This is a genomic window from Arthrobacter sp. NPDC080031, assembly GCF_040702485.1.
Lineage (GTDB): Bacteria > Actinomycetota > Actinomycetes > Actinomycetales > Micrococcaceae > Arthrobacter.
Genome location: NZ_JBFBLA010000013.1, coordinates 61,786 through 75,595, shown reverse-complemented (window position 1 = coordinate 75,595; position 13,810 = coordinate 61,786). Strand labels below are relative to the sequence as shown.

Here is a 13,810-nt window from a genome sequence, read left to right as displayed (position 1 = left end):
TCAGAGCAGGGCCCAGCATGGATTTCGGCCCCGAGCTATTGCGCGCTGGGATTGGGGAACACCGAATTGAGGGAAGCCTGCGTCCTGGTTGGATCCCCTGAGAGGGTCTAACCAGGACGCAGGGGTGGTTCGTGTCCCGGGCAATGAGTTCGGTAGTGGCCTGGCGGTGGCTGGAGGCGGTCTCCTCATTGACGAAGTCCTCTGCGTAGGTGCGTTTGCCGCCTTCGCCGAAGAAGCCGGCAAACGCGGCGTTGAGCCCCACGGCCGCAGAAGCTCGAAGTCGTTTACCATCTGGGCGTCGCTGTGGCCTTTGCCGATGGTGACATGGTCCTTGTGCATGCCGAAGCCAGTGAAGTAGAAGGGCTCGCCGTTGATGAGGAACTGAGTGCCGCGGACCTCGACGGTACGTACCCCGAAGGGCTGACTGTACGAGTCGAGCAGAACGTCGTTGTCGTGGACTTCGCGAGCCTGATGCTGTACTCCACCGATCCCGTGGTGCCTTCAAAGCCGGTGACGACAGTGACATCGTCCACCCGCGCTGACGGGTGCTGTGCAGCCAGACGCTGCGGTGCAGGCCGGCGTAGTTGTAGAAGTCGTGAAGATACCGTTGTTGGAGGCGGCCGTCCTCCGTGACCGTGAGGCTGCCTGGCGGGATGGTTGCCTGCGTGAGCCCGTTGTTCACAGACGGAACACGTGGTGTGGGGTGCGATAGCGCGCTTCCACGTACGCGACGACCTGTACCTGGAACGCGGACGCATCGATACCGCCGCGCTCTCGCCGGTAGGCCGGCTCGCCGCCGAATACACTTACGTTGAAAACGCGTTCACCACGCCACTTCCCGAAGAGACCCTCGCAGTGCTCAACGGCAAACGAATGCGGCGCATCGACGGACTCGACACCGACTTTCCCCAATCGACACACCGCTCTGGTCCCCGTCAGGATCCACCAAGCGCTCTGAGTAGCGGCATTGGCGATGTCCATCGCAACCACGGATGCTGACGGTCGTCGCCAGAACGGAATAGTCCAACGTGCCGCGGACTGCGGGTGGTCTTTTTGGTGACACTGGAACCACGCCGAGGTGTGGGACCAGCAGCCAACCCGCAGTGTGGACGCGAGATGGGAAACCAGGCGGCGCTGAGGCGCGGGTAGCTGGACCCGTTCTCTTCCAGAAATTGCACGGAGGCAAGCGCGCACGGCTCCGTGCAGGTCCACGTTCCGCTCCTGCCACAAAGCCGGGCATGCTCCCCGACAATGATGCGGAGGCTTCTTGGGCGAACCGATCGTGAACACCACAAGCGACCCTGTAACTGGACATGGGATCGAGGTCCGAGCGGTGCATGGGTGTGCCGTGACGGAGAAGTTCAACGGAGGGCTGGTGTTTCTGGCGAAGATGACGCGGATCCTCGGGCCGTGGATCGTGCTGACCCCGGGCGCATCCCGTCTCGAATCTCGGATGAGATGGGCTTGGCTGGGGCGCTTCGCCGGTCCGTGGCGGGTCGAGTGTTCCGCTGTACGGCCCTACGGTGTGCGGCTTCGCACACGAGAAAGGGCAGCGATGAGGTGACCACTGCCGGGGTGGTCTGCGCCTCGAGCATTGACCGGGCAAGTCGTCTCCGTCAGTACGGTCCTGTAGCGGATGCCGTTGCGCGCCTTGGCGATGTCCTCGGCCGCCGTGTCGCCCGTTCATAACGGAGATGCCCGGTCGATTCCTCGTCCAGCGTGGTCTCGATGACGGTCTTGGTCAGCTGTTTGAGCAGCCCATCCGGGCCGGTCAGCGCCAGGCCCTCCTCACCAACACGCGGGCGGCGCCAACCTGCCGCAGCAGGGCTGCCGCTATTCCCGGGGGCAACGGCTACGTCACTGCTTTAGGAGAACGGATACAGCTCGGCCTTCAGGATTTGGAGCTAGGGCGACCGGGAATATGGCTAAGAATGGACTTAGAGAAGCCACCGTCAACACAGATGTCTTGTCCGGTGACATAACCCGAAAGTGGGCCTACCAGAAATTCGATGACGTTCGCAATATCCAGAGGGTCCCCGATCCTTGCCAGCGGGATAATATCTTCCCTTGCTTTCTTGATTTGGGGATCGGCGTACATCTTTTCCGTCATTCCTGTATGAGTCATACCGGGTGATACAACATTCACCCTGATACCGTCAGGTGCCCATTCCAACGCGAGCGTTTGGGCCAGCATGGTCAGTGCCGCCTTGCTGGGGCTGTAAGCACCTGATCCGGCGTGTGGTAGCTGTCCAGACATTGAAGAGGTGAAGCACGCGGCACCGTGGCTGTCCCTCAAATGCGGGTAGCTTGCTTTGGCGAGCAGCCACGCGCCGCGGAGGTTGACGGAGAACATGTGGTCCCAGTCCTCAAGTGACACGTCGCAGATCGCGCCCGGGTTTGCGATACCGGCATTCGCGACCATTGCATCCAGACCGCCGAATTCGGCGACCGCAGCTCCTACAAGCTGACTTGGCACATCGGGATCCCCGAGGTCCCCCTCCAATGCTATGGCAGTGCCTCCCATTGATTGGATTGAACGAACCACCTGCTCTTGGCTGGAGTTCGATTCCTGTCCACAAACCGCAATCATCGGGTGTACGCCCCGGGCAAGAGCCGCCTCGGCGAGTCTCACGCATGCAGCCGCGCCTATGCCGCTACTTCCACCACTGACCAAAGCTCTCATTTCAACACTCCATACTAGAAGGGATTCACATAGGAATCGTTATCACCGAAAATCTCGATAGGAGAGACTAGGGCTGCAGATGTCGTTTGACACTTTCGATTCGCAGGGTGAATCTGCCATTTTACTTTCTTCAATACCCTGGCTGATTGTACAGCCGTGATTTCCGTCAGGGATTAGTTCTCTAGCTCCCAGCCTTGATCTTGGAGGTCCCGCATTGCTTTTTTGAATTCGTGCACGGGGTTCTCTTCGCGAATGATCTCAAGAACAACATTATTGACGCCGCAGGTTGCCTTGACGGCTTTGCCTAATCCGTTCCAGTCGATCACTCCGGTACCGATTGGATCATGCCCCCAGGTCTCCATGCCGGTGTCGGAAATATGCACAAGGCCAATGTATTCGTGGTGGGAGAGCAGGCTATCAACGGGGTCCTCACCTATGTATGCTGCATTGGCGACGTCGTATACGATCTTGACTGAATCGTCGTTTACAGTATTTACGATGCCCGCCAGGTCCTGGATGGTGGGGGTGAAGCAGTATGGGGTATTTTCGAAAAGCAACCTCGCGCCGGCCTGTTTGGCGAGCGGAATGAGGTTTTCCAGACTCTCGTACATCCACCCGTAGGTCTTTTCGAGTGAGGGTGAGATCATGGGGCGTCGTGTGCCGGGGGATATCACGACCTCGCGGACGTCCCAAGCTGCAGCCAGGTCGATCACCGACTTGATGTGCTCGATGCTCTTGCGGCGCATGTTGGCGCCAGGGCTGGCCAAATTGATGTCATATCCGCCGGCATTCAGGGACCGGATTCTTGCGCCGTAGTCGTTGAGCCTTGCATGGATTGCAGAACGCTCCGAGTCCGATAATTCATCAGGCCAACAATGTGGAGAGCTCACCGGAACTTCAAAAGTTCGATAGCCATTCTCGACTAGTTCGCCGATCGCATCAATTGCCGTAGATGACCATAGATAGGAAAATGTATTAATAATCATAAAGTGCTCCTTCTCAGTTCTGCGCCTATGGAAAGGGCTGTTACGTCCCAATTCAAATGTGAATTTCGAGTCTGACTCAGGGGGATCGTCCGCTGGATGCGCGGGCGGCTCGAAGGGCCCCGGAGCTGAATGCCGCCTTTTTTGCCCGATCGAGCCGCCACGGATTTATTGGGACTAAGCGGACCTAGCGGGAGCGCTTTTCCTCGGTTGCCGGCGATGGGGCCGCCAGTAGGTGCTCGCCTTCAAGTACCTCGGCGTCAGCAAGCGCAACGGTGGCGCGGCCGGCCCGGCTGCCAGTCTCCGGGAGAGTGAAGTAGACGATGAGGCACAGGGCGACGACGACAATCATGTAGACCGCGACAAGCATGGGCTGTCCGGCGCCCACGAACGCAGCGGCGATCAGTGGCGCGGTGCCACCGAAGACGGCGATGACGATCTGGTGTGCAAACCCGATGCCGGAGACCCGTACCGCGGCGGGAAACAGCTCGGCCTGAATGGTCGGGTAGACGGCCTGCCAGATACCGAGAACCACCCACCCGGACGCCGATACCAGAACGTAGACGCCAAAGCCTGGCTGGTTCAAAAGGAGGAGGAGGGGGTAGAAGAGCACGATCATGCCAATGGCACCGACGATTGGAAAGATCTTTCGTCGGCCGAGGCGATCTGAGAGCGCACCGCAGATTGGCACGATCACAACGAGCAAAGCCAGCCCAATGACGTTCCCGGTCAGCGTGGACGCAAGGTCCCGGCCGCTGGTCAGCTTGGCGTAGGTGGGGAGGAAGGTGGCCCAGGTGTAGTAGGCCACGGCCGGGGCGGAGAGGGCTGCTGCCTGCAGCAGCGCCTTGGGGTGTTCGCGAAGCAGGTCCATCAGGCGGGCCGCCGCGGACTTTTGATCGACGAGGGCGGTTGCCTCGAACTCGGGGGTCTCTTCTGCGCGGGCCCTCAAGATGAGGCCGACGACGCCGAGGATGCCGCCCGCGACGAACGGGATGCGCCAACCCCAGGCGGCAAGGTCCGCCGGGGCAAAGACTGATGTCACCATGGCCGCGGCGCCGGTCGCCGCAAGAGTCGCGAGACCGCTCGCCGTGTTGGAAAAGGAACCGAACAGGCCTCTCCGGTTCGCGGGAGCGTGTTCGACCATGAAGGCGATGGCGCTCTGCGCTTCACTGCCGGCCGAGATTCCCTGGAGGATGCGTGCCACCAGGAAAAGAATCGGAGCTGCATAGCCGATGGTCGCAAACGAGGGTGTGAGGCCGATGATTAGAGCACCGAGCGCCATTCCGGAGATGGACAGCGTCAGGATACGCCGCCGGCCGAAACGGTCGGCCAGCGGAGAGATGATGACTCCGCTGAGCGGGCGCACAACAAACCCGACCGCATATGTGAGCAGAGCCGCGATGAGGGAGGCAAACGAGGAACCGCTTGGAAATATCTGGGTTGAGAACACCGCTGCGAGCAGCCCGTAGATGTACCAGTCGTACCACTCGACGAAGTGGCCGATCGTTCCGGCCACCATATTCACGTTGCGGCGAGGGCGGGCGGACACTTCCGCAAATCCCGAAGCGCCAGGACTGCCGAAGGCTTGTTGTGAGGTCTTCATTGAACTCTCCATGCTTTGAAGTTTATTGAGGGGATGCCGGGAGGAGCCCGGCGCAATTGATGATCCTTGCGGCTGCCCTTACAACAGCGTCTCCAGCGAGCCGCGGCGATGAGATCGATTGCTGAGATCGGTTGCAACAAGAATACGGACGGTAAAAGTGCCTGTCAACGTCTTGTCGCTGGGTTTAAGGTTTCTTGGCATTGCCTGCATTCGTCCGGGAGGACAACGAGGCCAATACGGGAAGCGGCGGTCTAGATTTCACCCGCTGCAAGGAGTGGTGATTCGTTATTGAAGTCGAGGAACCGCACTCCGGACCAGGCGCACTCCAGACTCCCGTACACCGACCAGTAGTCATCCCAATGGGAAAGTTTCCATTGGTCCCGTTCCAGGCCCCGCCGGGTGAGCCTGGCGCGGAGAACGTCTTGAGGAACGCGGACCCGTATTACGGTTATCTCGGCCGAGGGCCAGTGGAAGTCCTCCGCCGCACGGGTTATGTAGCCCGCCTCTCCGAAGTAGGCCCCGAAGGGAGCGTCAAGGACCACTGATCGGCCAAGGCGCAGATTTATCCCGGCCACATCCATGAGAGTCTCGTACTCCAGCGGCAGCAGGTTGTCGCGGTAGTAGTCGTTGGATTCGCGGTCCGTGGGATCATGCCCGGTGACGGTCAGCGCGAACTCGACGAATCGGCCGCTGACCCGATCCTTGTCCAGGTACGCAGCCCCATGCTCTCTTGCTGTTCGCTGGGCAACCGTCGTCTTTCCGGATCCGGCAGGCCCGATGACGATGAAGACCTTGGGAGTCGTCACTTTCGGGCCTCTGCCACCGCCGATAGAAATGCCCGGGCTGCCCCAGTGACACGGGAGAAATCGCCGTCCGGTTGCCATGCTTTCGTCACGTAGCTGCCGACGCCGACGCTTGCCACGCCTGCCGCAAACCATTCGCCCACATTGTCCAGGGTTACGCCACCTGCCGGCATGATAGGCAGATGTGCCAGCGGTGCGAGCACGGCCTTCGCGTAGGCGACGCCGCCCGCCTCGGTCGGGAAGAGTTTGAGGATGTCGGCGCCTGCCTCGGCGGACTCAACGAGCTCGGTCGGGGTGTAGGCCCCGCTGATAGTTGGTATCTGGTACCGGTTAGCGGTACGGATCATCGCGGGGTTCAGTTGCGGACTGACCAGGAAACGAGCGCCGGCGCGGATGCACTCGTACGCCGAGTGCTCGTCCAGCACGGTTCCGGCGCCGATTGCCACGCCGCTGGGCCCATGTTTCGCGGCGAGCCGACGGATCACCTCTACGGCGCCGGGAATTGAAAGCGTGATCTCAAGTGCCCGGAACCCTCCTTCGATGGCGGCTTCCGCAACATTTTCGGCAAGCTCTGCGTTCTCAAGGCGGACGATGAGTACCGCCCCCGACTCGTCGATTGTTTGCAGGGTGCGCAGTTTGTTATACATGCTGTCCTCTCTCCGGCCGGGTGCCACTAACGCCTAGAGCGGCCCGGCCCTTGTTGTGTTTGGTTCCGTTGACAAACTCTCCCACCATCCATAGTGTTATTGCAACCGATCTCAGCAACCGATCTCATACGAGGGGGTATCGCGGTTGACTAATGTACGCACAATCGTTCTGGGAGCTTCCCATTGGCATGTTCCGCTCTGCGCGCCGGCTATTGCCGAAGAGCACGAGGTCATAGGAGTCGGTGACGACGATGTTTCCCTCATGCAGGTTCAGGAGCTGGCTAGGGTCTGGGAGGCGCCGGTTGAAGGCGACTGGCAGAAGCTGGTTAGTCTCCCCGACGTCGGACTCGCATACGTTTTTGGTCCCCATGACGGAATGGCTGAAAAGTGCCTCGCCCTGATCGAGCGCGGCATTCCATTCGTCGTGGAAAAGCCGCTGGGCACTTCCCTTGAAGAGCTTTCTGCAGTGCGTCAAGCCGCCGAGGCGGCCGGCGTGCCTGCCACCGTCCCGCTGGTCCAGCGCGGCGGACCCACCGACGAATGGCTTGCCAAGGCAGGGCGCCCAACGTATCAGCGGACCTCGTTTATCGCTGGCCCACCATCCCGGTATTTCGACAATGCGAACCCCTGGATGCTCGACCCGGTCAAGGCGGGCGGGGGTTGCCTGGCCAACCTGGCACCGCATTTTGTTGATCTGTTCCTGCGGGGCAGCAATGAGTCCGCTGCACACGTGGACTCCCGGCTGTCATCGGTTCTTCACAACCAGGCTGTCGAGGATCATGCCAGCCTCATCATCACGACACCGGAGGGACGGGAGGCCATTGTGGAGGTTGGCTACGCATTCCCTGGCTCGCCGCTTAAGCGCTACTGCAGCTTCACCTCAGCCGGTGAGGCAGGGTTCGCCTCCGTTGATTCGGACGGCACGGCTACCTTCACGGCACTGGACGGCACCACGGAGGTCGAGAAGATCAATGTGGACAGCGACCCGCTTTATGATGCGTTCGTGCGCAGCGTCGCCCGGACGCTGGATGATGGGTTCCGGGGCCTGACTACGCTGGCCCAGCTCGAAAATGTCATGCGCCCCATTTGGCAGGCGTACGACAACCAGCACGGAGGAAGAGAACATGCCTGACTTGAGTATCGACGTCGTTGCAAAAGCCGCCGGTGTCCACCGGTCAACGGTCTCCCGGGCGTTCTCGCGCCCCGAGGCGGTGAAGAGTGAGACGCGGGAGCACATCCTCCGGGTTGCCGAAGGACTCGGCTATACGATGAGTCCACTTGCCCAGGCGCTCCGTCGTAAGACCAGCACCTTCATTCCGCTGATCGTCCCTGACATCACAAACCCGTTCTTTGCAGAACTTGCCAAGACGATGACACAGGCAGCTGACGACCGTGGCTACCAGTTGCTGCTCTGCGTCACCAATGGCGACCCTGCCAAGACCGACGGGTACTTCACTGCCATGCAGGCGATGTATGCCCCCTTCGGGATCGTGGCGCCGTCAACAAAGGTCGATACCGAGGCGCTTAAACGTTTCGACTTCGGGCATAAGGTTGTCGTAATCGACCGCGTGGAAGGGGACGATACCGTTCCCACCGTCACCGTCGACAGCCGCCGCGGCATCAAGCTGGCTCTGGATCACCTGCACTCTCTGGGACACACCTCCATCGGCTACGTTTCCGGCATTGCCGGGACGCACACCGCCCAGGACCGGATGGACGCGTATCTGGAGCTAACGGCCCAGAGCGGCAGTATGCCTGTCGTGCTGGACAGCGGATCGGATCTTGACGCGGGCACTCGCGGTGCAGAGCACTTCCTGGAAATGGAGAACCCCCCAACGGCCATCATTGCAGCCAATGACATGGTGGCCTTTGCGGTGATTTCGGCCCTCGGCCGAAGCGGTATCCGGGTACCGGAAGACGTATCCGTCATCGGGTTCGACGGTCTCGCTCTTGGTGCCCGGTTCAACCCTGCGTTGACGACCATCCGGCAGCCGATCGCCGACATGGGACATATTGCCATCGAACTCGCCGAGAAGCAGATCGCGGATGGCTCGGTAGACCATATCGTCCTCGAACCTGAGCTCCTGGTGCGCCGCTCCACGTCGGGACCACGCAAATGACCGGGGGACAGGGCTCGGTGCTCCGGCGTCTGCCAGGACTCCAGCACACGGACCATGTCGGCCTGACGGTGCCAAACCTTGAAGACGGCATCCGGTTCTTCGTCGAAGTCCTCGGGGCTGAAGAACTGTACCGCTCCGAACGCGGGCCCGATGAAGGATTCATGCCCGCCAACTTCGAAGTGCCGGCAGATGCCAAGCTCACGCTTGCCATGCTGCGCTTGCCGCCGAACCTCAATATCGAGCTTTTCGAGTGGAGCAGCGCTGAGCGGCGGGAGACGCCACCGCGTCATTGCGACGCCGGAGGGCACCACTTGTGCTTCGTCGTCGACGACGTCGACGAAGCCATCGCTGTACTGCAGGAAACACCTGGGGTGCGGGTGCTCGGTGAGCGCAAGGAAGTCGCCGGCGACAGCCCGCGCGTAGCTGGCAACCGCTGGACCTACTTCGTCACCCCCTGGGGACTGCAGATGGAAATCGTGGACCGATCCCGCGTCGCAGCCCCGCCCCGGCTGGTCGGTCCCGCGGACTGGACGGCAGCTCCAAACACTTCAGAAAGGACATGAACAATGCGGCTAGCGGGTCACACACTAGGTACCCCGAACCACACGGTTCCTCAAGCACTTGGTCTCTTCCGGGCCGCAGGGCTCGATGCCGCCGAGGTCATCTACCAGGATGACTACAAGTCCGGCTTGCCCTTGGGGGACCGGCGCTCGGCCATGGAAGCGCTGAAAGCGGCCGAAGGCGAAGGCGTACCAATCGTCGGTCTGACGCCTTACACCACCGCTATCAACTCACTCGACGACGCCGAATGGCACAAAGCTGTCGACGAATTCCGTGGGGCCATAGACACCGCACAACTGCTCGGCGCCGACCGCGTCCGTGTCTACGCTGGTTCCTGGCACCCCGGAGACACCGATCACGCCGGGCGGTGGGGACAGTTGCGGAAGGCGCTGGAGACCCTTGCCCCCGAAGCCCAGCAGGCCGGCGTCCGCCTTTGCGTGGAGAACCATTTCGGCACCATGACCCAGACGGCAGCGGACACAGCGGCCCTGGTCCGGGAAATTGCCCAGCCGTCCGTCCGGGTGCTCTATGACCAGGCGAACCTGACGTTCACGCACGACGAAAACTACGAAGAAGCCTTCGCTGTTCAAGGAGACCTGATCGGTCACGTCCACGTGAAAGACCTTGTTTTCACGGATCCCAACGCGGCCTTCCGTGCCACGGAAACGGCCAGGGTCAACGCCTCAGAGCGGGCCGTACGGTCCCGCGTTGTTGGAAGCGGCGTCGTTCCGTGGTCCCAGATCCTCGCCGCTCTGCTTCAGCACGGCTACGACGACGTACTGAGCATCGAGCTTGAATACCGTTGGCACCCGCAAGACCTCCCCGCACCCGAGGACGGATTCAAGGAATCCGTCGCCGTTCTGCGCTCAATGCTCACTGATCCGGCCAAAGTAAGGAACGCCTGATGAACGCCAACCGCCTCCGCGTCGGCGTTATCGGCGCCGGAAACATCGCCACCATTGCCCAGCTTCCCACCCTCGTGCAACGCGATGACGTTGAACTGGCTGCCTTGGTTTCCCGGCGCGAGGATCCAAGCAGCCTGGTCCGGCGCTGGGGCTTCAACGCTGCGTACAAAACGGTGGAGGACATGCTGGCCGCACAGGAGCTGGATGCGGTTTTCGTTTTGACCCCGCGTTCCGAGCACGCCCACGCCGTCCAGCTATGCCTCAGCCGTGACGTCGACGTGTTCTGCGAGAAGCCCCTGGCTCCGGCAACCGATGAAGCGGAACGTCTGGCCGATCTCGCCGACGAGCGGGGACGGATACTGATGGTTGATTTCAACCGCCGGTATGCACCCGTCTACACAGCCGGGCGGGAAGTCTTTGGCACCAACGGCGCCACTTTCTGCGTCGCCCAGAAGAACCGACCTGGATCGGAATACCGCGCGACATTCGAGAACGCCATTCACATGGTCGATCTGCTCCGCTGGTATTGCGGCGGGGAACCCGTGGATGTCGCCGCGCATGCAGCTGGCAATGACCAGTGGGAAGAAGACGGGGTCGCGGCCGTCATCCGCTTCAGCACGGGCAACACCGGAGTGCTGATGGCAGCTCGAACCGCCGGTGCCTGGAATGAAAAACTGGACGCCTACGGCGACGGGAAGACCGTCGAGGTCAGGGCACCGGAGACGGTTTCGACGACTGTCAAGGGAGTCACCACATCCCGGGAACTCAGCGCCGAGGCGTTTGGCTGGGCCACTGCGACAGACACTCTGGGCTTTTCTGCCGCCGTTCACCATTTCCTCGACCGGGTCGCCGACCGGGCGCAGCCGCTGACCTCAGGCCGCGAAGCTGTCTACACCCAGCGCCTGCTCGACCAGATCCTCGCTGCCTCCGGCTTGCCGACAGAGGAGCAAGCCGGTCGGGAATGGGCCAGCCATGCGGTAAACGCAAGCTAAGTCCAACCGAGCTTGAACAAACCTGCTGAAAATAGGGAGGTGCCGACATAGCTCAACTACGCCTCCGTCAGGGCAGATCACAAACCGGGGGAGCGGTGAGCCAACCGCTGCGCGGCGGGCTCACCGCTCTTGCTGGCATCCTGCTGGTCGCATTCAGCGCCAGAGAAGCGGTTTCGGCGGTGTCCCCACTCCTTCGTCCAATAAGCGAGGACATTCCCCTCGACGCCGTGACGACAGGGACCCTGGGCATGCTGCCGACCGCCGGCTTCGCCGTGATGGGGTTCGTGGCCCTTCCACTCCTGCGGCGTATCCAGCTCGAACACCTGCTGCTGGCCTCGATCCTGCTTACAACACTGGGCCAGGTCGGCCGCGCACTGGCAGGTAACGTCCCGGCCTTTTTGGCCTTTACCGGGATCGCAATGCTGGGGATCGGGGTGGCTAATGTCCTCACTCCGCCTCTGCTGATGAAGTATTTTCCCGACCACATGTGGATCGTCGCGGGGCTCCACGTAACACTCCTAGGGGCAAGCACGGCCGTGGCCGCCCAAGGTGCCATACCCTTGTCCAACCTCTATGACTGGCGGTTCTCCATTGGCATTTGGGCTGTGTTCAGCGCGGTCGCCGCCGTGCCTTGGCTGGTTATTCTTGCAGGCAAGCAGGATGGTGCCCGGTCCGAGTCACCGCCGGTCAGGCCACATCCCGCTACAAGCGCGGTCAAACCCTGGGGATCATCAATTGGCTGGGGTGCTGCACTGATCTTCGCAGGGTTCTCAAGCAATACTTTTGCGGCACTCACGTGGCTTCCGGCCGTTCTTGTCGACAGGGGAATGAGTCAGGAAACGGCGGGATCCATGCTGGCGGTCTATTCAATCCTCGCCCTGCCTGTCGCCCTGGTTGTGCCACTGGTAGTAGTGAAAATGCCCCGCCCGCTACCCGTGGCAATCCTCTTTGTCATCGCATTCGCTGTAGGTTACGGAGGCATCATCTTTGCTCCACCCGCCACCGCGCTGCTGTGGGTCGTCATCGCCGGGCTCGGACAAGGCGTGTACTCGTACGCGTTCACGATGATCAATAAGCGAACACGAACGCAAGACGGTTCAGGGGTGCTGTCCGGGTTCGCCCAGGGAGCCGGCTATGCACTCGCGAGCGGCGGCCCGTTCCTTTTCGGTCTGCTGCATGATCCGGGGGACGGGTGGCTGCCTTCGTTCGGCATGCTCGGAGCCTGGCTCCTGGTGCTTTTGGCAGGAGCCCTGATGGTGAACAAGCCGCGCCTGCTTGAAGACGAACGCGGCCAGGAAAGCCCCGCCCAGAGACATCCTTGACAGACGCTTTTCACGACCATATGTTTGTTGCAATCGATCTCAGCAACCGATCTCAAAGGAGAGGTTCGATGTTTAACTGGTTCATTTCCGGCCTGACCTTCGGCGTCAAACTATGACCCCGCTGGCCCGTGCCCCCCGCGTCGCCGTCGTCGGAGCGGCCGGCTGGGCGGGATCACGGCACGCGCGGGCATTGGCCGCGGCAGGTGCCAAGGTCACCATTCTGGTGGAGAAGGACGATCGCGGCTTCGACCTCGCTCAGGAGCTGGACGCACAGTTGGTGGCCAGTCCTGCCGAACTCCACCCAGAAGACTTGGACCTGGTGGTCGTAGCGCTGCCGACGACGATTCAGCCGGGCATTTGCGCAGATCTGCTGCACAGGGGATTCCGCGTGCTGATGGAAAAGCCGGTGGCACCAGATGCCGAAGGTGGTGCCGTCCTGGCTGCCGCTTCAGGGCTGAACGAGAGACTCATGGTCGGATATACGCTTCATCAGCATCCTGCCGCGTCCCTGGTCGCTCAATGGGTCAAAAGCCAGGACGTGATCGCCGTGGCAATTCGTTCCGTGGCGCACAAACAAAGCATCAACTCATGGCGCGCTGACCCGAAGGAAGGCGGCGTCGCTGTTGTGAATGGCATTCACGCCATTGAATTGGTCTCATCATGGTTCGGCGGCGACCCGAAGGTACTGGCCACCAGTGCCAGCAGCAGCATGTATGGATCCCCTGTGGCGGAGCACGTTATTTCCACCCTCGAGTTTCCTGAGGGTGTAGTGGTCACGTTGCAGAGCTATTGGTGTCCCTGGCAGGAGCCTCAAGGTCTCAATCAGGGTGACTGGAGCCTCACTATCGATGTCCTGGCCACTGACGGCCGGATGTTATGGTCCAACGATTCCCTCCACGTGTGGGAGCGTGACGGTGCCCATTATGAAACAGCCTTCGAGCCCTCCGACCTCTTCCTTCGCCAGGCGAAGACGGCCCTGAAGTTCTGCGTGGGCGGAACCCCTCCGGTTTCCTTCGCCCAAGCACTCCGTGCTACAGAAATCGCCGATGCGGTCCTGGCAGCGGCACCATTCCGGGCCAAGGGCATCGGTCGCACCCTCACATCATCCAAAACCTAATCCACAGCCGACCGTTGACTGAACAACCTCAACTAAGGAATTTAGCCATGAAGCGAGCAAGCCACGCCATGACC

The 13,810-nt window shown here is 61.3% G+C and carries 15 protein-coding genes and 1 pseudogene; 9 read left to right on the top strand and 7 right to left on the bottom strand.

Translation table 11 applies throughout. The features are described from left to right. A complete protein-coding gene (locus tag AB0323_RS12820) occupies positions 1 to 375 on the bottom strand; it encodes a glycoside hydrolase family 2 TIM barrel-domain containing protein (protein WP_366177718.1) in 375 nt (124 codons plus the stop codon). Here AB0323_RS12820 and AB0323_RS12815 point away from each other — a divergent pair. Together AB0323_RS12815 and AB0323_RS12810 are read left to right on the top strand one after the other, a co-directional pair. Further along, positions 304 to 633, top strand: coding sequence for a hypothetical protein (locus AB0323_RS12815; RefSeq protein WP_366177660.1), 330 nt, complete (start codon positions 304 to 306; stop codon positions 631 to 633). The two genes, AB0323_RS12820 and AB0323_RS12815, sit on opposite strands and share 72 nt — an antisense overlap. A gap of 63 nt (positions 634 to 696) precedes the next feature. Continuing rightward, the gene (locus tag AB0323_RS12810; protein WP_366177659.1) at positions 697 to 999 is read left to right on the top strand and encodes a hypothetical protein; all 303 of its coding nucleotides are present in this window, start codon (positions 697 to 699) and stop codon (positions 997 to 999) included. A 597-nt stretch (positions 1,000 to 1,596) separates the two neighbouring features. On the opposite strand, the pseudogene AB0323_RS12805 reads toward AB0323_RS12810, so the two are convergent. The 6 genes and pseudogenes from AB0323_RS12805 to eda form a co-directional block, all read right to left on the bottom strand. Beyond that, positions 1,597 to 1,799 (bottom strand): annotated as a pseudogene (locus AB0323_RS12805) (transposase); the annotation flags it as partial. Between the two features lie 92 nt (positions 1,800 to 1,891). Beyond that, complete coding sequence (locus AB0323_RS12800; protein WP_366177658.1) at positions 1,892 to 2,683, bottom strand: SDR family oxidoreductase; 792 nt, start codon at positions 2,681 to 2,683, stop codon at positions 1,892 to 1,894. A gap of 173 nt (positions 2,684 to 2,856) precedes the next feature. Further along, positions 2,857 to 3,669: a sugar phosphate isomerase/epimerase family protein gene (locus AB0323_RS12795; protein ID WP_366177657.1), complete on the bottom strand. Its 813-nt coding sequence runs from the start codon at positions 3,667 to 3,669 to the stop codon at positions 2,857 to 2,859. Positions 3,670 to 3,853: 184 nt separating this feature from the next. Then, complete coding sequence (locus AB0323_RS12790; RefSeq protein ID WP_366177656.1) at positions 3,854 to 5,269, bottom strand: MFS transporter; 1,416 nt, start codon at positions 5,267 to 5,269, stop codon at positions 3,854 to 3,856. Positions 5,270 to 5,520: 251 nt separating this feature from the next. After that, positions 5,521 to 6,075 carry an ATP-binding protein gene (locus tag AB0323_RS12785; RefSeq protein ID WP_366177655.1) on the bottom strand — a complete coding sequence of 185 codons (555 nt, stop codon included), beginning with the start codon at positions 6,073 to 6,075 and terminating at the stop codon, positions 5,521 to 5,523. Beyond that, positions 6,072 to 6,719 (bottom strand): bifunctional 4-hydroxy-2-oxoglutarate aldolase/2-dehydro-3-deoxy-phosphogluconate aldolase, encoded by a 648-nt coding sequence (gene eda / locus AB0323_RS12780; RefSeq protein WP_366177654.1) that lies wholly within the window; start codon positions 6,717 to 6,719, stop codon positions 6,072 to 6,074. Before eda ends, AB0323_RS12785 begins: the two co-directional genes overlap by 4 nt. A gap of 145 nt (positions 6,720 to 6,864) precedes the next feature. Between eda and AB0323_RS12775 the strand changes: the two genes are divergently transcribed. From AB0323_RS12775 to AB0323_RS12745, 7 genes are all read left to right on the top strand, one after another. Then, positions 6,865 to 7,851 carry a Gfo/Idh/MocA family oxidoreductase gene (locus tag AB0323_RS12775; RefSeq protein WP_366177653.1) on the top strand — a complete coding sequence of 329 codons (987 nt, stop codon included), beginning with the start codon at positions 6,865 to 6,867 and terminating at the stop codon, positions 7,849 to 7,851. Further along, on the top strand, positions 7,844 to 8,839 hold the full coding sequence (locus AB0323_RS12770; RefSeq protein WP_366177652.1) for a LacI family DNA-binding transcriptional regulator: 996 nt from the start codon (positions 7,844 to 7,846) through the stop codon (positions 8,837 to 8,839). The genes AB0323_RS12775 and AB0323_RS12770 overlap by 8 nt, the downstream gene beginning before the upstream one ends. Then, positions 8,836 to 9,402, top strand: a complete 567-nt coding sequence (locus AB0323_RS12765; RefSeq protein WP_366177651.1) for a VOC family protein — start codon at positions 8,836 to 8,838, stop codon at positions 9,400 to 9,402. The genes AB0323_RS12770 and AB0323_RS12765 overlap by 4 nt, the downstream gene beginning before the upstream one ends. Before the next feature lie 3 nt (positions 9,403 to 9,405). Beyond that, positions 9,406 to 10,305, top strand: a complete 900-nt coding sequence (locus AB0323_RS12760) for a sugar phosphate isomerase/epimerase family protein (RefSeq protein WP_366177650.1) — start codon at positions 9,406 to 9,408, stop codon at positions 10,303 to 10,305. Then, positions 10,305 to 11,297, top strand: a complete 993-nt coding sequence (locus tag AB0323_RS12755; RefSeq protein ID WP_366177649.1) for a Gfo/Idh/MocA family oxidoreductase — start codon at positions 10,305 to 10,307, stop codon at positions 11,295 to 11,297. Before AB0323_RS12760 ends, AB0323_RS12755 begins: the two co-directional genes overlap by 1 nt. Before the next feature lie 95 nt (positions 11,298 to 11,392). Beyond that, a complete protein-coding gene (locus AB0323_RS12750; RefSeq protein ID WP_366177648.1) occupies positions 11,393 to 12,619 on the top strand; it encodes an MFS transporter in 1,227 nt (408 codons plus the stop codon). A gap of 112 nt (positions 12,620 to 12,731) precedes the next feature. Next, positions 12,732 to 13,736, top strand: coding sequence for a Gfo/Idh/MocA family oxidoreductase (locus AB0323_RS12745; protein ID WP_366177647.1), 1,005 nt, complete (start codon positions 12,732 to 12,734; stop codon positions 13,734 to 13,736). Positions 13,737 to 13,810 lie beyond the last annotated feature (74 nt).